A 26192-nucleotide genomic window follows, 5' to 3' on the forward strand; every position below is an offset into this window, starting at 1 on the left:
AAAGCAACCTAAAATTGCGTAACTGATAAATTAGTCTACGATAAAGAAGCGTTAACCTATTTCCGACAGGTTCAGTGCAACGAGACAGAAATAGCGGAGAACAGCTTATGCGTATCCTTCTTGTGGAAGATGATCCGACTACTTCGAAGAGCATCGAACTGATGCTGACGCACGCCAACCTGAACGTATATGCCACGGACCTCGGCGAAGAGGGGATCGATCTTGCAAAGCTCTACGATTACGATCTGATCCTGCTTGATCTGAACCTGCCCGACATGAACGGCCACGAGGTGCTGCGCCAGCTCAGGCTTGCGCGGATCAGCACGCCGATCCTCATCCTGTCCGGTGCGGATGATACGGACAACAAGATCAAGGGGTTCGGCTTCGGCGCGGATGATTACCTGACCAAGCCGTTCCACCGGGACGAACTGGTGGCCCGCATCCATGCCATCATCAGACGGTCCAAGGGGCATTCCCAGTCGGTGATCCGCACGGGCAAGATCTCGGTCAATCTGGATGCCAAGACCGTCGAGGTGGCGGGCAAAGCGGTGCATCTGACCGGTAAGGAATACCAGATGCTCGAACTGCTGTCCCTGCGCAAGGGCACGACTCTCACCAAGGAAATGTTCCTCAACCACCTCTACGGCGGCATGGACGAGCCGGAACTCAAGATCATCGACGTCTTCATCTGCAAGCTACGTAAGAAGCTCTCCGAGGCTACGGGTGACGAGAACTACATCGAGACGGTCTGGGGCAGGGGCTACGTGCTGCGCGATCCGGAACCGCGCATGGGCGACGCGCCTGCCATTGCTGCCACCGGCTGAACGAGGGGACGCTGGACGCGCCCTGCCACGCGCCCTATCACTTGCCCAAAAGGCATGAAGAAGGGGCGCGGCCATGACGGATCCGAAAACGGACCATATCAGGACCGGCGACATCGCAGCGGATGAGCTGAGCGAAACGCAGGCGACAGCGGAACTTGAACGTCTCTCAGCCCTGCTGAACACGGCCAACAGGGCCTATCACACCGAAGACGCCCCGGAGATTGCTGACAGCGACTACGATGCCCTGAAGGCACGCAACCTCGCCATCGAGGCCCGGTTCCCCGATCTCAAACGGGATGACAGCCCGTCCGAACAAGTCGGCGCACCGCTGGCGGAGGGCTTTTCCAAGATCCGCCACAAGGTGCGGATGATGTCCCTGTCCAACGCCTTCGAAGACGGTGACGTGACCGAGTTCGACCGCTCGATCCGCCGCTATCTCGGGCTGGCCGAGGGCGCGCCACTGCCCTTCACCGCCGAGCCCAAGATCGACGGGCTCTCGCTGTCCTTGCGCTACGAAGATGGCGTCCTGATACAGGCCGCCACGCGCGGCGACGGCACCACCGGCGAAAATGTCACCGCCAACGCCCGCACCATCGACGACATCCCCGAGCGGCTAGAGGGCGCGCCGGAGATCCTCGAGATCCGGGGTGAAGTGTACATGAGCCACGAGGATTTCGCCGCGCTCAACGACCGGCAGGAGGCGCGGGGCGGCAAACGCTTTGCCAACCCCCGAAATGCCGCTGCCGGGTCCCTGCGTCAGCTCGATTCGGAAATCACCCGTGAACGCCCGCTGAAGTTCTTTGCCTATGCCTGGGGCGAGCTGTCAGAACCGCTGGCCGACACCCAGATGGGCGTGATCGAGCGCATGGAGGCCCTTGGGTTTAGCACCAACCCGCTGACAACGCTGTGCGACGGGCCGGAGGACATGCTGGCCCATTACGCGAAGATCGAAGAGCAGCGCGCTACGCTGGGCTATGACATCGACGGCGTGGTCTACAAGGTCAACGATCTGGCGCTGCAAGGGCGGCTCGGCTTCCGATCAACCACGCCGCGCTGGGCCATTGCCCACAAGTTCCCGGCCGAGCTGGCTTGGACCCGGCTCGAGACCATCGACATCCAGGTAGGCCGGACCGGTGCCCTGTCGCCGGTGGCGCGTCTGACGCCGGTGACGGTGGGTGGTGTGGTGGTATCGAACGCGACGCTTCACAACGAGGATTACATCTCTGGCCGCGATTCCAGTGGGGCCGAGATCCGCGGGGGCAAGGACATCCGCGTCGGTGATTGGGTACAGATCTACCGCGCCGGTGATGTCATTCCCAAAGTCGCGGACGTGGACCTGTCCAAACGGCCCCATGACGCAAAGCCCTTCATCTTCCCGCAGACTTGCCCTGAATGCGGATCGGACGCCATTCGCGAAGAAGGGGACGCCGTGCGCCGCTGCACCGGTGGCCTTGTTTGCCCCGCGCAGGCCGTCGAAAAGATGAGGCATTTCGTCTCCCGCGCGGCCTTTGACATTGAGGGGCTAGGCACCAAGCAGGTGGAGCAGTTCCACCGTGATGGCTGGATCGCGGAACCTGCGGACATCTTCACCCTGAGGGACCGCTACGGCAGCGGTATGCAGCAGCTCAAGAACCGAGAGGGCTGGGGCGAGAAATCCGCGACCAACCTGTTCGATGCCATCGACGAACGGCGCCGGATCGAACTGGGCCGGGTGATCTTTTCGCTCGGGCTGCGGCACGTGGGCGAGGTGGTCTCGAACATGCTCGCGCGCCATTACCTGACCTGGCAGGCAATGGCTGGCGCGCTCGACGCGGCGCTTCCCGCCGCCGAGCGCTACCGCGATGCTGAGGCCGCAGTCGAGCAGGAACGCAAGGCCGCCGCCGACGAGGGGCGCCGTGCGCGCCTCAAGGAGACGCGTGATGCGGCCTGGGCGCGTGATCCGCAGATCGCCCCCGAAGCACGCGCCGCCTGGGATGACCTGGTGGGCATTGACGGCATCGGCGAGATCGTCGCCGTCTCGCTGGTCACATCCTTCGGGCAGGAGGCCGAGCGCGCGTCCATCGACCGGCTTGTCACGCATCTCGACATCCAGGAGGCCGAGCGCCCGCAGACCGACGGCAGCCCCGTCGCGGGCAAGACCGTGGTCTTTACCGGCAGCCTCGAAAAGATGTCTCGTGCCGAGGCCAAGGCGCGGGCCGAGGCGATGGGCGCCAAGGTGTCCGGCTCGGTCAGCAAAAAGACCGACATCGTGGTGGCAGGCCCCGGGGCCGGATCGAAAGAAGCCAAGGCGCGCGAGCTTGGTCTAGAGATCATGGATGAAGACGCCTGGCTGGCGCTGATCGGCGGATGAGCCAGCGCCCTGAAGCGCTTTGGCCGCTGTTCGGTGAGCTCAAGACGCTGGACGGTGTCGGCCCCAAGACTGCGCAGGCGCTGGGCGGTCTTGGGGTCGAAGCGCCGCGCGATCTGTTGTTCACGCTGCCGCATTCGGTGATCGACCGGCGACTGCGCGGGTCGATCCGCGAGGCGGAACTGCCTGCCACCGTGACGGTAGAGGTCGAGGTGCTGCGCCATCAGAAACCGGCTTCCAAGGGGCGGCCCTGGCGGGTACTTGTGGCTGATGCGCAAATCGAATTCCAGCTGGTGTTCTTCCACGCGCGTGGCGACTACCTCACCCGTGTGCTGCCAGAAGGAGAGCGGCGCATCGTTTCGGGCCGGGTAGAGCTGTTCGACGGCCTTGCCCAGATGGCGCACCCCGACCACGTGGTCGCGCCGGACGAAGCCACGACCCTGCCGGGGTTCGAGCCGGTCTATCCGCTGACCTCGGGCGTCACGCAGAAACTGATGGCGCGGGCCGTGGGTGGCCTGCTTGCCGGGCTGCCGGACCTGCCCGAATGGATCGACCCACATCTTCGCGCGCGGGAAGGCTGGCCGGGCTGGGCTGACGCGCTGCACAAGGCACATGCGCCGGAGGGGCTCAACGATCTGTTGCCGCATGCACCGGCGCGGGCGCGGCTGGCCTATGACGAGCTTCTGGCGCACCAGCTGACCCTCGCGTTGGCCCGTGCCAACCGCCGCAAGGCGAGGGGGCGGGTCAGCGAGGGCGCCGGAGATCTGCGGCGCAAGGTGTTGGCGGCATTGCCCTATCGCCCCACCGGCGCGCAGGCGCGGGCGATCGACGAGATTGCCGCCGATATGGCCCGCCCGGAAAAGATGAACCGCCTGCTGCAGGGTGACGTAGGCGCGGGCAAGACGCTGGTGGCCTTCATGGCGCTGCTCGTCGCGGTAGAGGCGGGAGGGCAGGGCGTCATGATGGCCCCGACTGAGATCCTCGCCCGGCAGCATCTCGAGGGGCTCCGTCCCTTGGGGGAAAGCGCGGGCGTGGTGGTGGAGCTACTGACCGGCCGCGACAAGGGGGCCGAGCGGCGCGCGAAGCTTGCCGCACTCGAACGCGGCGACATCCACGTGTTGGTGGGCACCCACGCGGTGTTCCAGTCCGACGTTGTGTTCCGCGATCTGCGGCTGGCCATCGTCGACGAACAGCACCGCTTTGGCGTGCGCCAGCGGCTCGAGCTGGGGCGCAAGGGCGCTGCGGCTGATGTGCTGGTGATGACCGCAACGCCCATCCCGCGCAGCCTTGCGCTGACGCAATACGGTGACATGGATGTCTCGGTGCTCGATGAGAAGCCACCGGGTCGCAAGCCGATCCGCACCGCGCTGACCTCTGCCGAGCGCATGGCCGAAGTGGTCGAGCATTTGCGCAGCGCCATTGCCGAGGGGCGGCAGGCCTACTGGGTCTGTCCTTTGGTGGAGGAAAGCGAAGCGGTGGATCTTACCGCTGCCGAAGATCGGTTCAAGCACCTGCGCAAGGCGCTTGGCGAAGAGGTGGTGGGGCTTGTCCACGGCCAGATGGCCCCTGCCGAGAAGGATGCCTCCATGGCCGATTTCGTTGCGGGCCGAACGCGGGTGCTGGTGGCGACCACGGTGATCGAGGTCGGGGTGAACGTCCCCAATGCCTCGATCATGGTGATCGAGCGGGCGGAATGGTTCGGCCTTGCCCAATTGCACCAGCTGCGCGGTCGGGTCGGGCGCGGGGAGGCAGAGAGCACCTGCCTGCTCATGTACCAGCCGCCCCTGAACGAGTCGGGCATGAAGCGGCTCACCACCCTGCGGGAGACCGAGGATGGCTTTCGCATTTCAGAGGTCGACCTCGAGATGCGCGGGGCAGGAGACCTGATCGGCACCGCCCAGTCTGGCCTGCCACGCTTCCGGGTGGCGGACCTGGAACGGCAGGCGGCGCTCATGGCGCTGGCCCAGAGCGATGCGCGCGCCCTGCTGACAAGCGACCCAAGCCTTGAAAGCCCGCGCGGCAGGGCGGCGCGTCTGCTGCTCTGGCTTATGCGTCAGGACGAGGCAATCCGGCTGATTTCGGTCGGCTGATCGGACAGCTTAGGCTTGAGGATCCCCGTCCGGCTCGGCCACCTTCGGCCTTGGGAGGACTGTAGCGAATTGCCATGAACCGGCTCTGTTCACAAATGTTCTCAAAAAGTTCTTTACAGGCGAGTGAGGGTGTGAGAACAAAGTGGCAACACAACAGGGAAAGGAAGGCCAAGATGTTCACCACGCTCCGCCGCATCGTCTCGCGCAACGAGGCAACCTTGCTTCAGGATATGATCGGGGCACTGTCCCTTGTGATCATTCTCGTGGCTGGCCTTCACCTGCCGTCGTTCTGAGTTTCTGCCCGCGGTCTTGGGATCGTGAACCCTAAAGCGCATTCGCCTGTCCCGTGATGCGCCGCGTCTGTCCTCGCTGCCATAGGCTTCCTGCCCGAAGCCCGGCTTGGTTCACGTCTCCCGGATACGCCACTTGCCGCCGCCTTCACCCCATGAAGTGCGGCGGTTTTCTTTTGTGAAGGGGGCGTGCAACCGTTGCATTCGCTCGCCGCGTGACCCAAGTCGGGCGTCCCGCAGCCCCTGCATGAGGCTCGTGCCGGTTCAGATGTCGGGCTGCGACGAAGGCTCTGGTGGTCGGGTCAGGCCCGCTGCGATTGCTGCACTTCGGCTGCCGCTTCGGTCAGGGCATCGATGGTGAGCATGATGGACGCATGGCGGTTCTTGTAGGCCTGAGCCGGACGCAGCACCTCGAGATCTTCGAACGGCGCGGGCGGCGTGGGGCCGTCTTCCTTGAGCATGGCGCGCAAGGCATCACGGGTGGCCAGCAGCTCGGCCTCGGTGGCACCGATGGCGTGGGCGCCGATCACCGCAGCGGACGCCTGGCCGAGGGCGCAGGCTTTGACGTCCTGTGCATACTGCGCGATGCGGCCATCCTTCATGACAATGTCGACGGTGACCGTGGAGCCGCAAAGCGGCGAGCGCTTGCGGACGCTGGCGTCGGGCGCGTCGAGCCGTCCCAAGTGCGGGATATCCGCGGCAAGGGCGAGGATGCGCTGCGAGTAGAGCTTGATGAGGTCGGATTCTGCGGACATTGCTTTTCCTCGTGGCACGTCTTCCATAGATAGGGGCGGCATCTCGCACAGCAAAAGGTTTTCTGCCATGAGTTTCGATCCTGCGACCCTGACCTTTGACGCAAATGGGCTGATCCCCTGCATCGCACAGGATGCGGACGGGGGCGAGGTGCTGATGATGGCCTGGATGAACGCCGCCTCTGTCGCCCGCACGCTGGAGACTGGCCGGGTGACTTATTGGTCACGCTCGCGGCAGTCCTACTGGATCAAGGGAGAAAGCTCGGGCCACGTGCAGGAACTCGTTGAGCTTCGTGTGGACTGCGACCGTGACTGCCTGCTGGCCCTCGTGCGTCAGTCCGGGCCGGCCTGCCACACCAACCGCCGGTCGTGCTTTTATACCGCTCTGCGCGAAGGGGACGAGGTGGAGATCATGACGCCCACGGAGTGAGGTGTGCCGCGAGGCTGGGCCGGGGAAGGGCTGCACCCTCGCCAGTATCCGCAAGGCCATTGTGCCTTGGCAGCGCCGACGCCACAGATTCGAACCTGTCGACCCGGCGGTACGAAGGGCTGGGTCGCCTGAGAAGGCCTGCTTTGCCGATGTTTGCGGTGCCTCAACTTGCGGTGGTGGCAAAAGCGCGATGTTTGACCATTGTAAGGAATGTGAGGGGGGCAGGGGCCGCTGCCCTCTCTTGGCTGCGCCAATTCATACCCGGCATATTTAACGCAAGAGGAAGCAGGTAAGGCTCGTGTTTTCTCTTGCCTGAAACATCCCCGCCGGATGCAGCAACGGCTCCCTAGCTGCATTGCCTGAGGACAGCAGGAAACGAGAAACGCCCGGCTCCGTTCTTAACGGTGCCGGGCGCTTGGGTCTCATGGGCAAGCCTGCGATCAGGCGGCCTTGGTCAACGGGGTGCGTTCGCTGTTCTCGATGAAGGTTTTGTGCAGCGCTTTGATCACTGGTGCGAGGATGTCGCGTTCGATGATGAACTGCACGTCCACATTGCGCGGGCCCTGGCTTGCACCAAGCGCCTCGAGGTTTTCACCTGCGATGGCCACGAGGCCCCGTTGCAGGCAGGAAAGGCCATTGAGATCGCGACCGATCACCGATGCCATCGCCAGCGGTCGCGACGAGACGCGGGCCGAGGGGTAGAGCTTTTCGATGTCCTTCTCGACCCGGCGTGCAACCTGAAGCGAGGTATCCACGTAATGCGTGATCGTGTTGGCGTTGGAAACCTTCGAGATGATGCGCACGTCATGCCGGGTAAGCACGTCGAGGATCGCGGCATCATAGCCTTTGACCCCGACCATGTCCTGCTCGAACACCTCGAGCGCGATGGTGTCGATGCCTGTCACGATTTCCACGTTGGGGCTCTCGGCCGGCTGATCGTCGATCAGCGTGCCGGGATCGCCCGGCTCGAAGGCATTGGTGATGCGCAGAGGCACCGCCGCCTGACGCAGGGTCTTGGCCGCCTTGGGGTGAATCGCTTCCATGCCCATGTTCGACAGTTGGTCCGCCACGTCATAGTTGGTCCGGCCAAGCTTGCGCACGGCATCCTGTCCCACGAGGTTGGGGTCCGCCGACGACAGGTGGAACTCTTTGTGGATGATCGCTTCGCGCGCATGGGTGAGAGCGGCAAGATGCGAGAATGTGACTTCGGAATAGCCGCGGTCGAATTCGCGCATGAGACCTTCGGCGCATTGCGCATAGCCCGTCACGATTGGGATCTCACGCATGGGGTCAATGCCTTCCATGGCGCCCATGATGCGCTCCTCAAGCGACACGTCGCCTTCACCGCGCCAGCCCGACAGGTCCACCAGTCGCGCATCGACGTTCGCACGTTGTAGCATCAGGACCGTGACGAACGCGGAATGCGCCTCGCCTAAACCCGACAGCAACTCGCGCGTCTGGAGCATGTGCTCAGACAGGCGGAAGTGGCCGTAGGAGCAGACCCGCGCCAAATCGATCAGACAGTTGCGCGCGCCATCGATCCGGGTGCGCACGAAATCCGTCGCCTGCGCGATGTCCGCAGGATGCTCGAGCACCGAACTGTGCGCCTCGATCATGGCATCGGATACGCGGTTGAGCGCATCGTGCCAGCCGTGGCTGTTGTCGGAGGCGGCGAACTGGCCATAAACGCCAGGCTCGCCTGTCTTCTTATGCTCGAGGAGCAGGTTGGTGATACCGCCGAAAGCCGAGACAACGAAGATGCGTCCGTAAAGGTCCGCGCCTTGGCGCTCGCCGATCAGCAGGGTGTCACGTAGCTCGTTGAGGCGGGACATGCTCGTCCCGCCAATCTTTTCAACGGTATGCTCTGCCATGGCTTATGCCACCTCCTCGGAAGGAGCGTACGAGCCGTCTTCACGGTGTACTTCGTTGCCAGTCACAGGCGGGTTGAAGCAGCAGGCCATATGCAGTTCTTCTTCCGCACGCAGGATGTGCTTGTCGTGAAGGTTCAGCGCATACATGACGCCGGGCTTGATCTCGTGCGTTTCGCCGGTGGCGATATCGGTGATCGAGCCCTTGCCCTTCATGCAGTACACGCTTTCGAAGTGGTGCTTGTAGTGGAACGTGTGCTCCGAGCCCGCTTCGAGAACGGTGATGTGGAACGAGAAGCCCATTCCATCGTCGGCCAGAAGCATCCGGGTGGAGGTCCACTGGGCGTCGGCCACGTGCTTGTCGGTGTCTTTGAGTTTGTTGAAGTCGCGAACGATCATGTCGGTTTACTCCGCTGCAATTGCGTTGTGATGGTTCAGGGCGGCACGGGTGGCGTCGCGCAGGATTTCAAAACCCTTCGCAAACTGCTCTTCCGTGGTGGTCAGCGGTGCAAGCACCTTGACCACTTCATCGTGCGCACCCGATGTTTCGATGATGAGGCCGCGCTTGAACGCTTCGGCGCAGATCGCACCGGCAAGTTCGCCCGAACCCACGTCGACGCCGCGCATCAGGCCTCGGCCCTTGAGGAATGCCCCGTCTACCATGTCGGCGATCGACGTCAGACCGATCTCGATGGCGCGGGCCTTGTCCTTGAGGCTCTCCTGGAAAGCGCCTTCTTTCCAGAACTTCTCGAGCGCAACGCGTGCCGTGACGAAGGCGTGGGTGTTGCCCCGGAAGGTGCCGTTGTGCTCGGCGGGCTTCCAGATGTCGTGCTCGGGTTTCACCAGCAGAGCGGCGAAGGGCAGACCCATGCCGGACAGCGATTTCGCAAGCGGCACCATGTCGGGCTCGATACCCATCTCCTCGAAGGAGAAGAAGGTGCCGGTGCGGCCAAGGCCTGCTTGAATGTCGTCGAGGATCAACAGCGCGCCATGCTTCTTGGCCAGCGCTGCGATGCCCTTGAGCCATTCAGCGGATGCGGCATTGAGGCCGCCTTCGCCCTGAACCGGCTCCACGAGGAAAGCGGCGGGCGCATCGAGACCCGAGGACGGGTTGTCGAGCATCCATTCGATCTGCGCGAGCGTGTCGATCTCGCCGCCCATGGCGCCATCGTAGGGCAGGTGGGTGACGCCCTGCAGGGGCATCGCACCGCCATCACGCTTGCCATTGTTGCCGGTCGCCGCAAGCGCACCCATGGTCATGCCGTGGAAGCCGTTGGTGAAGGCCACGATGTTGTGGCGACCAGTGACCTTGCGGGCCAGCTTCATCGCCGCTTCGACGGCGTTGGTGCCGGTGGGGCCGACCATCATGACCTTGTGGTCCATGTTCCGCGGCTTGAGGATGATGTCCTCGAATGCGGTCAGGAAGGCCTCTTTTTGCTCGGTGTGCATGTCGAGCCCGTGGGTCACGCCGTCATTGCTGATATGTTCGATCAGCGCAGCCTTCATGTCGGGGTCATTGTGGCCGTAGTTCAGCGACGAGCAGCCGGCGAGGAAATCGAGATATTCGTTGCCTTGGGCATCAGTGAGGATCGACCCCTGCGCCTTTGCGAAGGATGTCGGGAAGGAACGGCAATAGGAGCGCGCTTCGCTTTCGCGGCGCGTGTAAATGTCACGGGTCATGTCTTACGTCCTTTCGGGACTTGGGAATGTCTGGAAAACGAGGGCCGCCCGCCATGGTAGCTTTAAAGTCAACCAAGCGGGCGCGCTGACGCTAGCAGCGAAAGATCAGGCGGCTTTCAGTTTTTCCGCTTCTTCGCGGGGCAGCTCGATCGTCACCATGTGTTCGGTGTCGTGGGCGCCGTCGAAGTGATCTTCCTTGTGGTAGTGCGGCTCGTCCGTGAGCTCGCCGCCAACAGAGCGGGCGAAGCTGCGGAAGAGACCCCAGGACGCGTCATTGTCCTCGGTGATCGTGGTTTTGAGGAAGTCCGCGTCGATGCATTCGTCACGATTGACGAGGTGGGTCAGCATCTTGCGGCCAAGGCCTAGGCCACGGGCTTTCTGGCTTACGGCAACCTGCCAGACGAAGAAAGCGTCCTTGTTCGGGATCATGTGACCCGAGATCCAGCCGACAATATCGCCACCAAGCTCGGCCACCACGCATGTGTCGCGGAAGTGGTCGGCCTGCACGAGGTTGCAGTACATGGAGTTTTCATCGAGTGGCTTGCACTCGCGAACCAGCGCCCAGATGGCCGCACCGTCGATGGATTGCGGCTTGCGCATGATCAAAGTGTCTTCCGGTGTGGTCATCTCGTCCTTGGGCATCGGTATCTCCCTCGTTGTTTCCTTTGATCGACTAACTAACCTAAGTCCCATAAAGTTTCAACCTTTGAAGCTGTTTTTCAGCGGCGTTTCGCGCGCGTGCGCATAAGTGTCTGGTTTTCATGGGTAAAGCCGTGGATCTTGAATTTTTCTGTGAAGGAAGTATTCTTAGTCATGTGAAGTAAACCGCTTGACCCTTAGTCTCTTGAAGGAGTCTGCGGTTCATGCGAACAGGACCGCTTCGGGATCAGTGAAGGATGGGTCCATGGATCGAACGGATGAAAGCTTGATTGCACTTAGACGCATCCTCCGCGCGACGGAGCTTTACGAGCGTGACCTTGCCACCGCGGCAGGGGTGACGCCGGCAAAGCTGCGTGTGATGCAGATCGTCCAGATGAAGGGCGGCACCACCACGCCCAAGGCGCTGGCGACCCAGATGGGTGTGAGCCAGGCCACCATTACCGGGCTTGTCGACAAGCTGGGCCGGGATGGTCTTGCAGAGCGAGTGCAGTCCCAGACGGACCGGCGGCAGGTCAATGTTACGCTTACCAGCCGTGGCCAGACTGTGCTGGACAGCGCCCCTGACGCGCTGCAACAGCGTTTCGTGCGGGAATTCGAGCGGCTCGAGAACTGGGAACAGGCGCAGCTGTTGTCCTCTCTGGAGCGAGTCGCGGCAATGCTGGATGCGCGGGATCTGGATGCCTCGCCCGTACTGACCGGCGGATCCCTCATGGCAGAACGCGACTGAACCATCGCGCAGTGCGCCCTTCCGGCGGTGGTCTGCCCTTTGGGGGCAGGTGCAGATACGCCGTGCCCGGGCGGACAGGGCCACGGCGTTAGCGGCAGCCCCAAGCGCGAGCCGGGCCTTGCCGGGGCCTGCCAGGTGAACGCTGTGCCGGGGTAGCGGGCGACGGCCTTTCTGGACACTCCCTCTGCGCGCGGGGCTGCGCTGCCGGACGCCAGATTGTTCCTGTGGCCAGCGCCATGACAAGCGGATTGCCCGGGGCGTCTCCCGATGCCCGGTCGCCCAGCGTCTGGACCTCGCGCGCGAGTATCTCCGCCTCAGGTTCAGGGGCCGGTTCAAGCCGGGCCTCGACCCGTAGAAGCTTAACACTGGCCTGCCGCGCAAGGGTCACAACGTTGTCCCGATGCTCCTGCACGGTCTTCAAGAGTCTATCGGCTCCGGACAGGACGGGCATCCCGAAGCTGAACAGCCGGTAAAGCGCGAGCCGTGACAGGGCTGTCGCCTGACCCTCGTGCGGGGTCTTGTCGTTCACTTGTGGCAGCTTGTCTGCGGTGCGGCCCGCTGCGACGAACGGCAGGCGGACCATGTCAGGGATGCAGGGCGAGATGCCCTTGGTGTTCTGCACGTGGTGCAATCGCGAGAACAGCAGTCGTCCGCTGGGCAGGTCGATCCCCTGGGCAAAGAGCGCTGGCGGCCATGACCGCGCGGCAAATCCCAGGCGACCGAGAAGTCGCCCTTTGGCAGATCGCGGACACGCGAAATCGTCACCTTGCACCCATGCGGCGATCTGTTCACCGATGGCGGCCCCGATCCACTCGGCCATGAGGCCGGCAAGGAACGTGTACCCGTGGGAGCCGGCGCGCCGCCATGACAGAGCAGCAGCGCCCAGGGTGCGATACGCGCAGGCCATGCGGCCCGCTCATCCGGGAGCCTGCAGTCGAAGATGGGGGGGGGGGGCGAGGATCGAGCCTCTCGTGAAGGTCATGGGCTGCAGCGCAGGCAGAAAAGCACGGCCCGCCCTCTATCAGGTTCACCCGCACGCCGTCGGTTTGCACAGAGATGGCATGGCGGTCGCACGACAGGATGTCCTGATGAGCGCCCAGTGTCCGGCGCCGGCAGTTGGGGGCCTGGCGGAGCTTGCCACCGGCCTGCTCCGTGGCAAACAGGTTCCAAAGCCGGTCGTGCAACCAGCGGTGCCGAAGGGCACGCCGGTGCTGAGCGTGAGGAGCTCCAGCAGCGCCTGATGCTTGGCGGCATTTGGGGTGGTATCGTGGCCATCCCTGCCGTGACGTTGAAAGGGGCCGAGCACATTGATGCGAGTGAACCGTGAAGTGTCAGTCATTACACGGGGTTCGCCATGAAGGGATGATGACGGAGAGCCGCCTATTAAAGGTTGCATCGTTCGCCGTGAATTCTGCGTGAAGTTCAGCGGCTGCTGTGCTAGAAAGCGCACTGCAGACGACATGGCACAAAGGCCGCCTGCCGAGGGCGGCGGGGCCGCCGCGCTTTTGTAACAGGGTGGACATCAGAAACCATGTCGACACGACAATCGCTTTCCGGTGCTCTCTGAGCCCGGCTGGATTGTACGAGTGGGGGCAGTTTTTGCCTTTTGTGTGCGAGTGGGCTGGGGTCTGAGGGCCCCAGCCGTTCCCCTGTCTCACGGGCCGGGCCCTCCACTGACGTGGCAGACTTTGAACAGCTGCCCGTCTGACGGCTTTCCTTAGTGGCAGAGCGGTCCATCGGCAGCACTCCTCGCCAATTTGCTGACCACAACTATATTTTTGCTTAATTTTGATGATTTGCCGTCTTGCAGTTCCGGCGCATTGCGCAAAACTCACGCTGCGTTCACGCTGGCGCTGCAAGATGGCTCCGCAACGTAAACGGTGGTGCCCGGCAAGGGGCGCTCGACAACAGGGTGAACAGACATGACTGCTGGATATGTTTGTAGACCGGACGGGTCGCGGTTTCGGGTAATCGAAGGGGGGTACAAGGACACGTGCCCCGAAGGAGTGTCGGTGCCCCGGCTGCCGCAGTTGGTGACCGGCGCGTCAGAGCTGGCTGGCGAGATGGGCGCGCTCTACGCGCTGTCGCTGGTGCGCGAGGTGCCATTCGCGGCGCTCGGCAATCCGCATCACGTTGTCACGGTAGATCGGCGGACCCACTTCACGCTGCACGAATTGCTGTGCGAGCTGCGCAGCCTGTCGTTCTTCGAAGGGGCATCATCAACCGACCAGGCTTTGTGCTTTGCGCCTGCCACCGCCTCTCGCGAAGGAGGCGAGGATCTGGAGCGTCGCCGCCAGGCGCGGCTGAACGGTGACGGTCAGCTGACACTGCGCACGCTGCTGCGGGGGCGTCGCGGAGCTGTAGCAGGTGGCTTGGAGACCTCTGCCTTTCATGCCGAGGATCTGCCGGACGCTGGCCGGTATGGCGGCTGCGATAAGATGGACGAGGCCCAGGTTCCCGCTACGCCGGAGCGGATGCCCGGGCCAGACGCGCCCATGTCACGCTGGCTGGCTTGGATCGAGATGTCTACGGGTGCGCGTCTTTCGCTCCCCGGTCAGTCACCGGGCCTTGCGGCTCGGCCTGTGTCTCCGTTGGAACTGGCGCTGCGTTCGCAATCCGCGCATCCTTGCCGGGTTCACTACAACGCTGCCTTGCGCCTGCTCGCCCAAGGAGTCGGCTTTGCTCCGGGCCTTGCAGTCTCGCAGATTGCGGGCTCCGCTTTCGAAGGCGGCGCAGAGCGCCCCTTCAGTTCCCAGAAGGCGCTGAGTCTCATGGTCGAGACGGCGCAGCTGGGACTTGGCGCCGCAATGCGCCAGGCCGGGCGGTCCAATCAGATGTCGCGGCCCGGCGTACAGGCGGCACGGCTGACCGCTGCACTGGCCAGCCCGGACCGGAGGGGGCGGACGCCGTCGCAGTCCGCCGCGCGCGATGTGGTGGAGGGGGCTGCCAGGGAACTGGCTGAGCGTGCGCCGAACTTGCTGCGGTGGATCGATCGTCTCAACCGCGAACGTGGTGTCGCGCGGGAGGGCTCGACGCTGCTCTTGCTGCCGTCCATGCCTCGGGTGCCCGCCACTCCCGGCAGCCTGCCGCCGGAGCGCGTGAACGAGGCAGCTTCCGTGGTGATCGCCGGGGCGCTGTCGACCCTGCTCAAGGCAGTGTTCGATACCGGGCAGGACGCGCGGCTGCGCCTGGCCGGGCGTCAGGGCGGGGGCATCGATATCGCCCGCGAGGCGGACCGGCTTGCCTCGGACGCAGTGCTTGCACGGCTCGTGACGGGCTCGGGGTTCCACGCCGAAGCCCAACGCGAGCTGCGGCTGGGCGAGGCGATTGCAGTACAGATGCTGCGCGGCCGTCTTCAGCGCCTTGGGGGCGCCCGGTCGCTGGGCTTCACCGATTTCGACGGGCGCGAAGCCTGGCTTGGGGTTGCGCCTATCACAAGGGGCGCGCATCACGTCAGCTTCCGGCGGTCCGGTCGTCCAGCGCCTTGGCCGATGGAGACGCTTTGCAGCGGACCGCGGCTTGCCGTGATCTGACGGCCAGTGTTGCCCCTCGCGGGATGGGCTTTGGCTGTCAGCGGCAAATGCCCTTGGGCTGAACGCCGCGCCACGGCAATAGCACTTCGTGCACATCGAGCGCCTCTTCGATCCCCTCGAGAGGCATCTCCTCCGAGATCATCGTGCGCAGACGGGCTGTGCGCGGTGCCTCGGGGTCGAGCAGGTGACAGCACACGTATTCCTCTACAATGGCACCCTGTTGTTCATAGCCATGATCGAGAAAACGACCGTCCCGCTCGGGGTCGAACAGGTAGGGGTCCTCGGAGACCCCGTGTTCGAACGCGGCCTTGAGCGGGGTGTAGCCGGTGCGGGCGCGGTTTTGCCATTGCCAGACATGTACGGATTCATGGGCGAACAGCATCGCATCGAGCAGGTCGACGCGTTCAGGCCATTCGGACATGAAATCCTTGCGGTAGAGATCCTCGCGATAGAACACGCGGTTGAAGAGCGTCATGGCCCCCGGGGACGTGGTCACCGTTTCACCCTGCGAGGGGGGCCAGATCCGCTCCATGCATGTCAGACGCGGGCGGATGGGGCGCTGAAACGTCACCTTCCCCGCCCACAGCCCGTCATGGAAGCGAATGCGCGACGTGTCGAGGTCGTCGCCCTGCATGGCCTGCAGCACGGTGGTCTCGTTCTGGGTGAGGGGGCGGCCGCAGGCGGCGAGCCCCGCAAGGCCGATCAGGACAAGGGGGAGGAGACGTGTCTTCATGTCGCGATAGGGCACCGGAACGGCGCCTGATGCAAGCGCCCCGTGCGGGCACGTTAAGGATGGCGCGGCGCAACGGTACACCGAAGGGAGGTGCCGCTCCTTTCAGTCCCGCGCCGCGATAAAGCGCCAGCCGCCGGTCATGCGCCCGGAGATCTTTTGGATCAGTTTGCATTTGACCGCCTCGGCAAAGCTCTCGCGGTTTTCGGCGCTGTCCACGAAGGCGCTCATGCCGCCGATGATCCGATCTCGGTAGACCTGTTCGAGGCCATTGTCCCAGCGTCCGGCGTCGCCGGGGCGCAGGATTGGCAGGGCGTTGATGGGGGCGCGCGCAGCCACCACCTCGTGCCGGGCCTCTTCGAGGGATGGTCCCGAGAAGGTGCGCGCGCTGTCGCCGGAGAAATCGGCAGCCTTGCGCCAGCCATCGATAGCGCTGTTCCCGATCAGATGTTTGGCGTTCGGCAGGGGTGAGCCGCTGGCATAGTGGCCGAAGGCCATGCGGTCGATGTCCAGCCGCTGCACCACGAAGAGTTCCGCGTCATCTGCAATGGCGATGCGGATCCAGCGCACCAGCTCACCCTGTTGGGTGGGCCATTAGACGTAGGTAACCGCGATCTCGCCGAAGGCGGTGTTGCTGACGGCCGCGAGCTCCTATGGGTCGGTCGTGGTGGCAGCATAGCCTTCGCGCTGGATGGATAGCTCTTCGCTGGTGAGCGAGCCGGAGGTATCGGCCAGCAGCACCCGCTCAAAGTCTGTGTCCTGCGCCGCGGCGGCCGTGGCAAGGCTGGCAAGCAAGAGGAGCATGGCGCGCATGGGACTCTTCGGCTCAGGAAACGGGAAAGCCTATCGCCGCGTCCGGCCTGCCGCGAAGCGGGTCCTGCGCCATTGACGCGGTTGTTCGCGTGTACCGGTTCGCTTTGCCTGTGTCGTGTCCGGTGGGCTCAGAACAATGTCCGAAGGGCCGGATCAGGGGCTTGCGCCGAACACGAGCACGACACCCGCCACCAACAAAACGACGCCAAGCCCCTGCAATGGGGCAAGCCCCGTGCCGCGCATGAGGTCGAAGCCCAGCCCTGCCAGCACCTGCGCCGCCACCAGCCCCGAGATGGTCAGTGTCGCGCCCACCCGCGCATAGCCCGTGAGGCTGGCGTAGACATAGAAGGTGCCAAGCAGCCCCGGCAGCAGCAGCATCCACCAACGCCCCTCGGAGAGTTTTGCGAAGGCCTGCGGCCCATCCGTCGACAGCGCCGCCACGGTCAGCACAACCAGCCCGACCGCCGAATTCAGCCAGAGCGCCACCAGCGCCGAGCCCGACAGGCTTCGCGCCTCGAGCATCACCGCGTTCTGCAGCACGATCGCGCCGCCGGCGAGCGCCAGCAGGATTATAGTCCAGGCGATCAATGCGCCTCTCCGGGAGCGGCACGGTCATCAAGTTGCGCCTGCATGAAGGTCAGGTCCAGCCAGCGACCAAACTTGCAACCCACCTGCGGCATGGTGGCGGTGACGGTGAACCCCAGCTTCTCGTGCAACCGGATCGAGGCGGCATTGCCACTTTCGATGCCTGCGACCATGACATGCTTGCCGCAGCCTCTTGCGCAGTCCATCAGCGCGCCCAGCAGGGCCGAGGCCAGCCCGGCGCCCCGTGCGCGTGGGTGGATGTAGATGGAGTGCTCGACCGTGTGACGGAAGCCCTCGAAGGGGCGCCAGTCTCCAAAACTGGCATAGCCCGCAACCCCTTGTGCATCATGCACCACCAGCACCGGATAGCCCTGCGCGGCGCGGCCATGCCACCATGCGCGACGGCTTTCGAGGTCCGAGGGGGTCTCGTTCCAGATGGCAAGGGTGTTGGCGACGGCGTCGTTGTAGATCTCGAGGATCCCGGGCAGGTCGGCCTTGGTGGCATCGAGGATGCGGGGGGCGGTCATGGCAGGTCTTTCCTTGGTCGTGTGCAGCATTGTCCAGCAGGCGGCCGAGGCGCAAGAGCGCGTGGCGCAGTTAACCGTGTCTTCAGTGAATGGGCGCTAGGCTGCGCCAATGGACAGCACCTTTCAGGCCCGCCTTGCGCTTATGGGGCACCCACTGCGCGTGGGGGTGTTCCGGCTGCTCGTTCGGCGGTTGCCGCACAGCATTGCCGCGGGCGAGATTGCGGAGGCTCTGGGCGCGCCACCCTCGACGCTGTCGGCGCATCTTGCGGGGCTGGCGAGAGCGCGGCTGATCACGCAGGAGAAGGATGGCCCCATGCGGCTTTACCGTGCCGCCCCGGACCGCTTGGCAGAGGCGCTGGAGTGGCTGGGCCGAGATGTCTGTGCCGGGCGGGCCGACGTGGCACCGCTGCCGTTTGCGGGGCCGGTGACGCTGTTGTTCCTGTGCGACGACAACGCTGGCCTGTCCCTGATGGCCGAGGCGCTGGCACGCGGGCGTCTGCGAGGGCGGGTCAGGGTGTTATCGGCGGGGTTGCATCCGGCGCGGGCCATGGACCCGCTGGCTTTGACGATCCTGCGCTTGCGCGATCACGATCCCGTTTCGCTGATGCCCAAGGGGCTGCGGGACGGGGTGCTGCCGGACATCGTCATCTCCCTGACGCCCGGCGCCGCCGCAGCCGCGCCGCTTGCCGGTGGTGAGCTGCCGCCGCTGCACGGGTTCTGGCCGCTGCTCCCCCCGGCCCCAGAGGCGCGGCTCATCCCCCGCGCCATGGCACTGCACCGCGCCTACCGGGCGCTTGATGCGCGGCTCGGGGCGCTGGGCCGGGTGCCGATGCTGCGACTGCCGCGCCACGCGGTGCAGGCGGCGCTGGATGATCTCAGTTCAGGTCTTCCAGCAACCGGCCGTGTTTTCGCGTCTCCTCCAGCACATCGCCGAAGGTCCGCATGCCCCGCGCAGCAAGCATCGGAAGCATCCTGACCAGCACTTCGGCGGTGGCCTGCGCATCGCCAAGGGCGGTATGCCGCAGGGCATCGGGGATCTCGACCCCGAGCCGGTCGCACAGCTCATCCAGCGTGTGGGTCTCGGCGGTGCCGAACAGGACCGCCGACAGCAGCACCGTGTCGAGAATCGGGTTGTCCCAGGTCACCCCCATGCGGGCCTGATGGCGGCGCAGGAAGGCCATGTCGAAAGGCGCGTTATGCGCCACGATGACCGAGCCTGAAGCGAAGCGGTGAAACCGCCTCCCGGCCTCGTCGATGCCGGGCCGCCCGCGCACCATGGCGTCTGTCACCCGGTGCACCCGGGTCGAAGCCTGCGGGATCGGGATGCCGGGATCGACCAGCAGGTCCATCGCCTCGCCGGGGACGATGCGCCCATTCAGCACCCGCACCGCGCCGATCTGCACGACCTCGTCCTTGTGGGGCAGAAGGCCCGTGGTTTCGGTGTCGAAGACGGAATAGGCCAGCTCCAGGAGCGGCGTTTCCTCGACACAGGCGGGCGCGGCGCGGCTCAGAAGGTCGAAATCATAGACCAGCGGGCGCTCGGCATCGGGGGCCATCAGGCTGTGGGCATCCTCGATCACCATCATGTAGCCGCCGCCCTCCATGGGCTTCAGCCGGGCGTCGTAGCTTTGCGCGCCATCTGTCCCCCGGGCGGTGAACTGCACCTCATGGCCGGTCTTGTGCATCTTCTTCACCGCCGCCCCAAGGCTGGCGGCCTCGAAGAAATCGGTGATCGGCGCATTGAGGCGCGGCGCATGCAGCTGCGCCAGCACCTCGGCGGCCTGCCCGTCATACAGCACGATCTGCCCGCGCGGGCTGACCAGCAGCATGGCCACAGGGATCTCGGTCAGCAGGGCGGTCAGGCGGGCGCGGTCCGAGGCAAGACGCTCGGTTTCGGCGGCGACACGCTGGGCGGTCTGCATGGCGGTATCGCTCAGCACCTCGGACACTGCCTGAGCTGCATGGGCGAGATCGCCAAGGTAGCGCCCGGAATGGGTGTCGAGATCACGGTTCACCCCGGCGTGCGCGCGCATGCGCATCTCGGACGCGAGCTTTTCGATGGGCTTGGCGACATTCTCGTCGAACAGCAGCCAGATCCCGGCGCACAGGGCCAAAAGCACCATGGCCGACAGGATCGCCGCGAAGACGAAGCCGTTGGTGACGGTGGTTTCCATGGCGCGGGCATGCCCCAGCCAGAGCGCCACGCCGATGCCGATGCAGCCCCCCGCCAGCAGCAGCCCGAAGAACAGGAACACCCGCAGGCGCAGACCAAGGCCAAGCGCGCTCATGCCCCGGCCTCCGGTGCCTCGCAAACCGTGCCGAGGATCGGGTCGCCCTCGGTGCCGCTGCGCCAGACGGGCTCGCCGCCGTCCCCTGAGGGGATGGCCGAACGCATGCCGTCGCAATCGACCATGATCTGGATCTCGCGCACCGGACGCCAGCGGCCGTAGGCGGCGGCGCGCACCAGCCACAGCCCGTCGGTGCGGTCATTGGGCACCATGTTGGTGGTGTCGATGGCGATGAAGCGGTCCACCATGGGCACCGCCAGCGTCCAGGGGCGGAAGAGCCGGCGGCTTTCGTTCACCGTCGCGACCTCGTAGCCCTGCGGCAGGGCGGCGGCGGTGCGCTCGTACCAGCCGTATTCGCTCGAGATGGTCACCGCCAGCATCGCGGCCCCGGCGCCCACGGGCATCAGCCAGCGCGGCAGACGCCGCCCGGTCAGGCGGTTCAGCGCCAGCACTGCTCCGGCCCCCGCGAAGCCTGCGACGAATACCGCGATCAATTCCCAGAACATAGTTTCCCTCCCTTGGGCTGCGGCCTAGCCCAGCATGCCGCGCCCGTGTCCAAGTGCCGATTGCAGCGACTTGACGACGACGAAGGCGTCGCGCAGATGGCTGCGATCGAAATCCGAAAGATCGGCGGGCGCAAGGTAATTGTCCGGTGCCGCGCCTTTCCTGATCAGCCTCGCCTGATGATCGAGCCGGGTTTCGGCAATGAGATCATAGGCGTCGAGCAGATCCTGCCCGCCCGAGGCCGACAGAGTGCCCGCGCTGACCGCCGCTTCGAGCCGGGCGCGGGTGTTCACCTCGGTAAGCTGGCCGCGCAGGGCCTGCACCCGCGCGAGGTCCACCACCGGGACCACGCCGTTGTGCTTGAGATCGACAGTGTTCTTGTGCTCGCCGCTGCGGATCGTGGCAAGGCCTCGCAGCAGGCCAAGCGGGGGCGTGTGGCCCAGCGAATTCGAGATCATGTGCGACACAAAGATCGAGTTCTTCGCCGCCGCTTCGAGGGTTTCCGCCTGCAGATCCTCGTAGAGCGATTTGGTGCCGCCGATGGGGCGCAGGTCGAACATCACCGAAGCCAGCATCTGCGCCATGGGATCGGGCCTTGCGATCCAGCGGGTGAAGTATTGCCGCCATGTGCCGACACGCGCGCACCACTGCGGGTTGGTCGCCATCATGTCGCCGGGGCAGAAGAAATAGCCCGCCGCATCAAGACCATCGCTCACGAATTTCGCCATTTCGGCAAAGTACGAAAGATCATCATCCGTGGCGGCATTGTCGAGGAAGAGGCAGTTGTCCTGGTCCGATACCCCGGTCTGTTCCTGCCGCCCCTGGCTGCCGCAGGCCAGCCAAAGATAGGGCACCGGCGCAGGGCCGAGCCTCTCTTCGGCCAGCGCCAGAAGGCGACGGGTGGCGGTGTCGGCGATGTCGGTGACGAGGCGCGTGACCACCTCATGCCGGTTGCCGCCTGCCACCAGCTGCACCAGAAGCTGCGGGATGCGCGCGGTGACCTGCGCCATCTGCGCGGCGCTGCCCGCGCGGGCGACCTCGGCCACCAGTTCGGCGCTGGACACCGCCTGGAACCGAGTGAGGTCGGTCTGGGTGACCATGCCCACGAGGCGGCCGCCTTCGGTCACCGGAACATGGCCGATGCTGCGCTCCATCATCATGTGCAGCACGTCCGACCCGATGGCCGAGGGAGGCAGGGTCTCGGGCGTTTCGGTCATCACCCGGGCCACAGGCGTGTCATGGGGCAACCCGCCGCCCACCACCTTGCCCGACACGTCGCGCAGGGTGAGGATGCCCCGCAGGGCGTCGCCTTCGGTGATGCAGACCGAGGACACGTGCCGATCCGCCATCAACCGCGCCGCGTCGCTGACGGGGGTGGCTGGGGGCACCGTGAGCAGGGCGCGGGTCATCAGCGTCTCGACCCGGCTATGGGCCAGGTCGTTCTTGCGGGGGCGGGCGGCGCGCGAGCGGTCGAAGAAGCGCGCTGCAGCGGGGTGTTCACGCATCAGTTCGCGGAAAGCATAGACCGGCAGCATCATCAGCAGCGTGTCGTCGACGGTGCGTGCGGAGGTGGCGGCGATGCCGTCGCGTGCCAGCCCGCGTTCGCCGAAGGAATTGCGCGGGCCGAGCAGGGAGACCACCACGTCGTTCTCGTCGCGGATCTCGACCTGGCCCGAATGGATCAGGTACAGCCCCTCGAGCGGATTGCCCAAGCCATAGATCGGCTCGCCCGCCGGAAGCCGGCGCTGCACGAATTGCGGCACCAGCCCCTCGAGCGCATCCGCATCCAGCGTGTCATAGGGGTGGGTCTGGCCAAGGAAGCGGTGCAGCTCTGTGGGAGAGATCGGCATAGGGGCCTCCTTTGGGGGAAGAAAAATCCCGCCCCGGCATGGCACGGGACGGGATCCATTGGAAGGGGCAGGGCCCGCGAAGGCCCTGCCGATGTTGCCTCAGTGATCCGTCGCCGCGCCGGCACCGCGGGGGATGCGGACAGATTCAACCAGCTCGCTGATCTCCTGCGGGATCGGCTTGGTCATCTTCGACACGGTGAAGGCCACCGCGAAGTTGATGATCGCGCCCACGGCACCGAAAGAGGTGGACTTGATGCCCATGAAGAGCGGGTCCGCATCGGTGAAGGAGTTGGTGTCCGGGATGAACAGCCAGCCCTTGTGCAGGAAGATGTAGACCAGCGTGATGATGAGGCCGGCCAGCATGCCTGCCACGGCGCCCTGTTTGTTCACCTTCGAGAAGATGCCCATCATCAGCACCGGGAAGATCGACGACGCCGCGAGGCCGAAGGCCAGCGCCACGGTCTGCGCCGCGAAGCCCGGAGGGTTGAGGCCCAGCCAGGTGGCGACAGCGATGGCCACGGCCATGGAAACGCGCGCTGCCATGAGCTCGCTCTTTTCGCTGATGTTCGGGGTCAGCTGGCCCTTCATCAGGTCGTGCGACACCGCCGACGAGATCGCCAGCAACAAGCCCGCCGCCGTCGACAGCGCCGCCGCAAGGCCGCCCGCCGCGATAAGGCCGATCACCCATGCGGGCAGGTTGGCGATTTCCGGGTTGGCAAGGACGAGGATGTCGTTGTTGAAGTTGGTCAGCTCGTTGCCGGTCCAGCCTTCGGCCGCTGCGCGTTCCTGCATCGCGGGCGAGTTCTCGTTGTAGTACTGGATCAGGCCGTCGCCGTTCTTGTCTTCCCAGCCAAGCATGCCTGTCTGTTGCCAGGTCGCCATCCAGTCGTAGGCGTCGTCATTCTCGATCTGCTCGAGGCTGACGGCTGCGCCTTCCGTGCCGTTCGGCCAGAACTGCTGGGTGATGTTGAGGCGGGCCATGGCGCCGACTGCCGGAGCAGTGAGGTACAGCAGCGCAATGAAGACCAGCGCCCAGCCAGCCGACCAACGGGCGTCGGACACCTTGGGCACGGTGAAGAACCGCATGATGACGTGCGGCAGACCGGCGGTGCCAATCATCAGGCTCAGGGTGAAGAGCACCATGTTGAGCGTGTCGCCGTTATGGGCGGTGTACTCGTTGAAGCCCAGCTCGGTCACGATCTGGTCGAGGGTTTCCAGCAGTGGCGTGCCGTCCGCGGTCGATCCGAAGAGGCCAAGCGCCGGGATCGGGTTGCCGGTGAGCTGAAGCGAGATGAAGATTGCCGGGATGGTGTAGGCGAGGATGAGCACGACGTATTGTGCCACCTGCGTGTAGGTCACGCCCTTCATGCCGCCGAACACTGCGTAGGCAAAGACGATCACCGCGCCGATCAGCAGGCCGGTGGTGCTGTCCACCTCGAGGAAGCGGCCGAAGGCCACGCCCACGCCGGTCATCTGACCGATCACGTAGGTGACGGAGCAGATGATGAGGCAGATCACCGCGACGAGGCGCGCGGTCGGGCTGTAGAACCGGTCGCCGATGAACTCGGAGACGGTGAACTTGCCGAACTTGCGCAGGTAGGGCGCGAGCAGCAGCGCTAGCAGCACATAGCCGCCGGTCCAGCCCATGAGATAGGCCGAGTTGTCGTAGCCGGTGAAGGCGATGAGGCCTGCCATGGACAGGAAGGAGGCGGCCGACATCCAGTCGGCGGCGGTTGCCATGCCGTTGGTGACGGGGTGAACCCCCCGGCCAGCGGCATAAAATTCGGACGTGGAGCCCGCGCGGGCCCAGATTGCGATGCCGATATAAAGCGCAAAGCTCGCGCCTACGAACAGCAGGTTAATGGTGAACTGATCCATGACGCGTTACTCCTCGTCCACGCCGTATTCTTTATCGAGCTTGTTCATGCGGAACGCGTAGAAAAAGATCAGTACCAGGAAGACCAAGATGCTGCCCTGCTGCGCGAACCAGAAGCCCAGATCGGTGCCGCCCACGCGGATGCCTGACAGCATCGGGCGCAGCAGGATGCCAAAACCAAAGCTGCAAAGTGCCCAGATGATGAGGCTGACGAAGATGATGCGCAGGTTGGCCTTCCAGTAGGCCTCGCCCGACTTTTCCCTGGCATGACTGCCGTGATGTGTGTGATCCGCCATGGACGGAACCCTCCTCTCCTTGTTGGTGCCCCCGTTCCTCTCGGGGGCGTGTTGCTGCCCCCGATTGTTCCGAGGGCGGTATTGCGACCCCCGGACGGGGGTGCTGCGACGCCCTTACCGAGGCGTCGCGTCCTCCACGATCGCGCCGAGATCGGCGGCGATGTCTCCGATGGCGCCCATCGCATCGATGCGGCTGAGGGCGCCCTTGTCGTCGTAATAGCCGATAAGCGGCGCGGTCTGGGCGTGATACGCCTCGAGCCGGCTCGCCACGGTTTCGGCTTTGTCGTCGGCGCGGCGCTTCATCTCGGTGCCGCCGCACTTGTCACAGGTGCCGGCCACGGCGGGCTGCTTGAACTGGTCGTGGTAGCCCTCGCCGCAGGCGGCGCAGGTGTAGCGCCCCGAGATGCGGCTCACCATGGCGGCATCGTCCACCTCGAGGCTGATCGCCGCGTTGATTTGCTGCCCGGTCTCGGCCAGCAGCTGGTCGAGCGCCTGAGCCTGGACGGTGGTCCGCGGGAACCCGTCGAGGATCACCCCGCGGGCGCAATCGGCCTGCGCGAGGCGATCGCGCAGGATGGCGATTACGATCTCATCGCTGACCAGCCCGCCCTCGTCCATGACAGCCTTGGCCCGCTTGCCTGCCTCGGTGCCCTCGGCCACCGCGGCGCGGAGCAGGTCACCGGTGCTGAGCTGCACGAGGCCGAACTGGTCTTCGAGCATGCGGGCCTGTGTGCCTTTCCCGGCCCCCGGAGGGCCGAGAAGGATAAGCACGGGGGCGGCGGTGACGGTTTGTCCATCCATGTCGCGTCACCCCTTGTTCGCGCGGTTTTCGATGAGGTCATCGACGACCGACGGATCGGCAAGGGTGGAGGTGTCGCCGAGGGCGCCGTAGTCGTTCTCGGCGATTTTGCGCAGAATGCGGCGCATGATCTTGCCCGAGCGGGTCTTGGGCAAGCCCGGCGCCCACTGGATGAGGTCGGGCGAGGCGATGGGGCCGATCTCGGTGCGCACCCAGGTGCGCAGCTCCTTCTTGAGCTCCTCTGACGGCTCCACATCGTTCATCAGGGTCACGTAGCAGTAGATGCCCTGGCCCTTCACCTCGTGCGGGTAGCCCACCACCGCCGCCTCGGCGACCTTGGCATGGGCGACGAGGGCCGATTCCACCTCGGCCGTGCCCATGCGGTGCCCCGAGACGTTGATCACGTCGTCCACGCGTCCGGTGATCCAGTAATCTCCGTCCGCATCTACCCGGCAGCCGTCACCGGAGAAGTAGTAGCCCTTGTATTGCTGGAAATACGTGGACTCGAAGCGTTCATGATCGCCCCAGACCGTGCGCATCTGGCCCGGCCAGCTGTCCGCGATGGCCAGCACGCCCTCGGTCGGGCGATCCTCGATCACCTCGCCGGAGGCAGGTTCGAGCACCACCGGTTTGACGCCGAAGAACGGCTTCATGGCCGAGCCCGGTTTCGTCGCATGGGCGCCAGGCAGGGGGGTCATCAGGTGGCCGCCGGTTTCGGTCTGC

Annotated in this window: 24 protein-coding genes and 1 pseudogene; 7 read left to right on the plus strand and 18 right to left on the minus strand. The window is 64.9% G+C overall.

The genetic code is table 11. The annotated features are described in order from the left end of the window. The first annotated feature begins 107 nt into the window (after positions 1-107). The 3 genes from ctrA to recG all read left to right on the plus strand — a co-directional run bounded on the left by ctrA (position 108) and on the right by recG (position 5261). Positions 108-824, plus strand: coding sequence for a response regulator transcription factor CtrA (gene ctrA / locus IEX41_RS20775; RefSeq protein WP_188792127.1), 717 nt, complete (start codon positions 108-110; stop codon positions 822-824). Between the two features lie 73 nt (positions 825-897). Continuing rightward, positions 898-3174 carry an NAD-dependent DNA ligase LigA gene (gene ligA / locus IEX41_RS20780; protein ID WP_188792128.1) on the plus strand — a complete coding sequence of 759 codons (2277 nt, stop codon included), beginning with the start codon at positions 898-900 and terminating at the stop codon, positions 3172-3174. Then, positions 3171-5261 (plus strand): ATP-dependent DNA helicase RecG, encoded by a 2091-nt coding sequence (gene recG / locus IEX41_RS20785; protein ID WP_188792129.1) that lies wholly within the window; start codon positions 3171-3173, stop codon positions 5259-5261. The genes ligA and recG overlap by 4 nt, the downstream gene beginning before the upstream one ends. Before the next feature lie 592 nt (positions 5262-5853). Here the strand turns inward: recG and IEX41_RS20790 are convergent. Then, a complete protein-coding gene (locus IEX41_RS20790) occupies positions 5854-6306 on the minus strand; it encodes an iron-sulfur cluster assembly scaffold protein (RefSeq protein WP_188792130.1) in 453 nt (150 codons plus the stop codon). A gap of 67 nt (positions 6307-6373) precedes the next feature. Here IEX41_RS20790 and hisI point away from each other — a divergent pair, with 67 nt between their 5' ends. Then, on the plus strand, positions 6374-6733 hold the full coding sequence (gene hisI, locus IEX41_RS20795) for a phosphoribosyl-AMP cyclohydrolase (RefSeq protein WP_188792131.1): 360 nt from the start codon (positions 6374-6376) through the stop codon (positions 6731-6733). Between the two features lie 440 nt (positions 6734-7173). On the opposite strand, the gene IEX41_RS20800 is transcribed toward hisI, so the two are convergent. The 4 genes from IEX41_RS20800 to ectA all read right to left on the minus strand — a co-directional run bounded on the left by IEX41_RS20800 (position 7174) and on the right by ectA (position 10923). Further along, complete coding sequence (locus tag IEX41_RS20800; RefSeq protein WP_188792132.1) at positions 7174-8604, minus strand: aspartate kinase; 1431 nt, start codon at positions 8602-8604, stop codon at positions 7174-7176. Positions 8605-8607: 3 nt separating this feature from the next. Then, positions 8608-9000 (minus strand): ectoine synthase, encoded by a 393-nt coding sequence (locus IEX41_RS20805; RefSeq protein ID WP_188792133.1) that lies wholly within the window; start codon positions 8998-9000, stop codon positions 8608-8610. A 6-nt stretch (positions 9001-9006) separates the two neighbouring features. Beyond that, positions 9007-10281, minus strand: coding sequence for a diaminobutyrate--2-oxoglutarate transaminase (gene ectB / locus IEX41_RS20810; protein WP_188792134.1), 1275 nt, complete (start codon positions 10279-10281; stop codon positions 9007-9009). Positions 10282-10386: 105 nt separating this feature from the next. Then, positions 10387-10923 carry a diaminobutyrate acetyltransferase gene (gene ectA, locus IEX41_RS20815; protein WP_188792135.1) on the minus strand — a complete coding sequence of 179 codons (537 nt, stop codon included), beginning with the start codon at positions 10921-10923 and terminating at the stop codon, positions 10387-10389. Between the two features lie 262 nt (positions 10924-11185). On the opposite strand from ectA, the gene IEX41_RS20820 reads away from it, so the two are divergent. Further along, on the plus strand, positions 11186-11668 hold the full coding sequence (locus tag IEX41_RS20820) for a MarR family winged helix-turn-helix transcriptional regulator (protein ID WP_188792136.1): 483 nt from the start codon (positions 11186-11188) through the stop codon (positions 11666-11668). An 88-nt stretch (positions 11669-11756) separates the two neighbouring features. Here the strand turns inward: IEX41_RS20820 and IEX41_RS20825 are convergent, their stop codons facing one another. After that, positions 11757-12575 (minus strand): hypothetical protein, encoded by an 819-nt coding sequence (locus IEX41_RS20825; protein WP_188792137.1) that lies wholly within the window; start codon positions 12573-12575, stop codon positions 11757-11759. Between the two features lie 1015 nt (positions 12576-13590). On the opposite strand from IEX41_RS20825, the gene IEX41_RS20830 reads away from it, so the two are divergent. Continuing rightward, entirely contained in the window at positions 13591-15201 is a 1611-nt protein-coding gene (locus IEX41_RS20830) for a bromoperoxidase (protein WP_229673425.1), read from the plus strand. 37 nt (positions 15202-15238) lie between these two features. On the opposite strand, the gene IEX41_RS20835 is transcribed toward IEX41_RS20830, so the two are convergent. The 5 genes and pseudogenes from IEX41_RS20835 to IEX41_RS20850 all read right to left on the minus strand — a co-directional run bounded on the left by IEX41_RS20835 (position 15239) and on the right by IEX41_RS20850 (position 17856). Then, positions 15239-15934, minus strand: coding sequence for a hypothetical protein (locus tag IEX41_RS20835; RefSeq protein ID WP_188792138.1), 696 nt, complete (start codon positions 15932-15934; stop codon positions 15239-15241). A 102-nt stretch (positions 15935-16036) separates the two neighbouring features. After that, a pseudogene (locus IEX41_RS20840) lies at positions 16037-16507 on the minus strand (DUF1194 domain-containing protein); the annotation flags it as partial. 75 nt (positions 16508-16582) lie between these two features. Continuing rightward, positions 16583-16744, minus strand: coding sequence for a hypothetical protein (locus IEX41_RS21790; RefSeq protein ID WP_308421520.1), 162 nt, complete (start codon positions 16742-16744; stop codon positions 16583-16585). A gap of 153 nt (positions 16745-16897) precedes the next feature. Further along, complete coding sequence (locus IEX41_RS20845) at positions 16898-17332, minus strand: DMT family transporter (protein ID WP_188792139.1); 435 nt, start codon at positions 17330-17332, stop codon at positions 16898-16900. Next, positions 17329-17856 carry a GNAT family N-acetyltransferase gene (locus IEX41_RS20850; RefSeq protein WP_188792140.1) on the minus strand — a complete coding sequence of 176 codons (528 nt, stop codon included), beginning with the start codon at positions 17854-17856 and terminating at the stop codon, positions 17329-17331. The genes IEX41_RS20845 and IEX41_RS20850 overlap by 4 nt, the downstream gene beginning before the upstream one ends. A 109-nt stretch (positions 17857-17965) precedes the next feature. On the opposite strand from IEX41_RS20850, the gene IEX41_RS20855 reads away from it, so the two are divergent. Next, positions 17966-18832 carry a helix-turn-helix domain-containing protein gene (locus tag IEX41_RS20855; protein WP_188792141.1) on the plus strand — a complete coding sequence of 289 codons (867 nt, stop codon included), beginning with the start codon at positions 17966-17968 and terminating at the stop codon, positions 18830-18832. On the opposite strand, the gene IEX41_RS20860 is transcribed toward IEX41_RS20855, so the two are convergent. From IEX41_RS20860 to IEX41_RS20890, 7 genes are all read right to left on the minus strand, one after another. Continuing rightward, the gene (locus IEX41_RS20860) at positions 18732-20144 is read right to left on the minus strand and encodes a 3'-5' exonuclease (protein ID WP_188792142.1); all 1413 of its coding nucleotides are present in this window, start codon (positions 20142-20144) and stop codon (positions 18732-18734) included. The two genes, IEX41_RS20855 and IEX41_RS20860, sit on opposite strands and share 101 nt — an antisense overlap. Beyond that, on the minus strand, positions 20141-20650 hold the full coding sequence (locus tag IEX41_RS20865; protein ID WP_188792143.1) for a hypothetical protein: 510 nt from the start codon (positions 20648-20650) through the stop codon (positions 20141-20143). Before IEX41_RS20865 ends, IEX41_RS20860 begins: the two co-directional genes overlap by 4 nt. Before the next feature lie 24 nt (positions 20651-20674). Further along, a complete protein-coding gene (locus IEX41_RS20870) occupies positions 20675-22498 on the minus strand; it encodes a DUF294 nucleotidyltransferase-like domain-containing protein (RefSeq protein ID WP_188792144.1) in 1824 nt (607 codons plus the stop codon). A gap of 99 nt (positions 22499-22597) precedes the next feature. Beyond that, positions 22598-24376 (minus strand): sodium:solute symporter family protein, encoded by a 1779-nt coding sequence (locus tag IEX41_RS20875; protein WP_188792145.1) that lies wholly within the window; start codon positions 24374-24376, stop codon positions 22598-22600. 6 nt (positions 24377-24382) lie between these two features. Next, a complete protein-coding gene (locus tag IEX41_RS20880; protein WP_188792146.1) occupies positions 24383-24670 on the minus strand; it encodes a DUF4212 domain-containing protein in 288 nt (95 codons plus the stop codon). Between the two features lie 114 nt (positions 24671-24784). Further along, positions 24785-25471 carry an adenylate kinase gene (locus tag IEX41_RS20885; RefSeq protein ID WP_188792147.1) on the minus strand — a complete coding sequence of 229 codons (687 nt, stop codon included), beginning with the start codon at positions 25469-25471 and terminating at the stop codon, positions 24785-24787. 6 nt (positions 25472-25477) lie between these two features. Further along, a partial coding sequence (locus IEX41_RS20890) for an AMP-binding enzyme (protein WP_188792148.1) occupies positions 25478-26192 on the minus strand: 715 nt, incomplete at its 5' end.

This window comes from Salipiger pallidus (genome assembly GCF_014643635.1).
In the GTDB taxonomy this organism is placed as follows: Bacteria; Pseudomonadota; Alphaproteobacteria; order Rhodobacterales; family Rhodobacteraceae; genus Salipiger; species Salipiger pallidus.

What these genes read in the sequence shown, in the direction of transcription:
- IEX41_RS20830 (WP_229673425.1), top strand. Translation starts at nt 13,591, where the DNA reads ATGACTGCTGGATATGTTTGTAGACCGGACGGGTCGCGGTTTCGGGTA.
- IEX41_RS20885 (WP_188792147.1), bottom strand. Translation starts at nt 25,471, where the DNA reads ATGGATGGACAAACCGTCACCGCCGCCCCCGTGCTTATCCTTCTCGGC.
- IEX41_RS20860 (WP_188792142.1), bottom strand. Translation starts at nt 20,144, where the DNA reads ATGAGCGCGCTTGGCCTTGGTCTGCGCCTGCGGGTGTTCCTGTTCTTC.
- ectB (WP_188792134.1), bottom strand. Translation starts at nt 10,281, where the DNA reads ATGACCCGTGACATTTACACGCGCCGCGAAAGCGAAGCGCGCTCCTAT.
- IEX41_RS20865 (WP_188792143.1), bottom strand. Translation starts at nt 20,650, where the DNA reads ATGTTCTGGGAATTGATCGCGGTATTCGTCGCAGGCTTCGCGGGGGCC.
- IEX41_RS20870 (WP_188792144.1), bottom strand. Translation starts at nt 22,498, where the DNA reads ATGCCGATCTCTCCCACAGAGCTGCACCGCTTCCTTGGCCAGACCCAC.
- IEX41_RS20825 (WP_188792137.1), bottom strand. Translation starts at nt 12,575, where the DNA reads ATGGCCTGCGCGTATCGCACCCTGGGCGCTGCTGCTCTGTCATGGCGG.
- IEX41_RS20820 (WP_188792136.1), top strand. Translation starts at nt 11,186, where the DNA reads ATGGATCGAACGGATGAAAGCTTGATTGCACTTAGACGCATCCTCCGC.
- IEX41_RS20850 (WP_188792140.1), bottom strand. Translation starts at nt 17,856, where the DNA reads ATGACCGCCCCCCGCATCCTCGATGCCACCAAGGCCGACCTGCCCGGG.
- IEX41_RS20835 (WP_188792138.1), bottom strand. Translation starts at nt 15,934, where the DNA reads ATGAAGACACGTCTCCTCCCCCTTGTCCTGATCGGCCTTGCGGGGCTC.
- IEX41_RS20790 (WP_188792130.1), bottom strand. Translation starts at nt 6,306, where the DNA reads ATGTCCGCAGAATCCGACCTCATCAAGCTCTACTCGCAGCGCATCCTC.
- IEX41_RS21790 (WP_308421520.1), bottom strand. Translation starts at nt 16,744, where the DNA reads ATGCGCGCCATGCTCCTCTTGCTTGCCAGCCTTGCCACGGCCGCCGCG.
- IEX41_RS20800 (WP_188792132.1), bottom strand. Translation starts at nt 8,604, where the DNA reads ATGGCAGAGCATACCGTTGAAAAGATTGGCGGGACGAGCATGTCCCGC.
- IEX41_RS20880 (WP_188792146.1), bottom strand. Translation starts at nt 24,670, where the DNA reads ATGGCGGATCACACACATCACGGCAGTCATGCCAGGGAAAAGTCGGGC.
- hisI (WP_188792131.1), top strand. Translation starts at nt 6,374, where the DNA reads ATGAGTTTCGATCCTGCGACCCTGACCTTTGACGCAAATGGGCTGATC.
- IEX41_RS20805 (WP_188792133.1), bottom strand. Translation starts at nt 9,000, where the DNA reads ATGATCGTTCGCGACTTCAACAAACTCAAAGACACCGACAAGCACGTG.
- ligA (WP_188792128.1), top strand. Translation starts at nt 898, where the DNA reads ATGACGGATCCGAAAACGGACCATATCAGGACCGGCGACATCGCAGCG.
- ctrA (WP_188792127.1), top strand. Translation starts at nt 108, where the DNA reads ATGCGTATCCTTCTTGTGGAAGATGATCCGACTACTTCGAAGAGCATC.
- ectA (WP_188792135.1), bottom strand. Translation starts at nt 10,923, where the DNA reads ATGCCCAAGGACGAGATGACCACACCGGAAGACACTTTGATCATGCGC.
- IEX41_RS20875 (WP_188792145.1), bottom strand. Translation starts at nt 24,376, where the DNA reads ATGGATCAGTTCACCATTAACCTGCTGTTCGTAGGCGCGAGCTTTGCG.
- IEX41_RS20855 (WP_188792141.1), top strand. Translation starts at nt 17,966, where the DNA reads ATGGACAGCACCTTTCAGGCCCGCCTTGCGCTTATGGGGCACCCACTG.
- recG (WP_188792129.1), top strand. Translation starts at nt 3,171, where the DNA reads ATGAGCCAGCGCCCTGAAGCGCTTTGGCCGCTGTTCGGTGAGCTCAAG.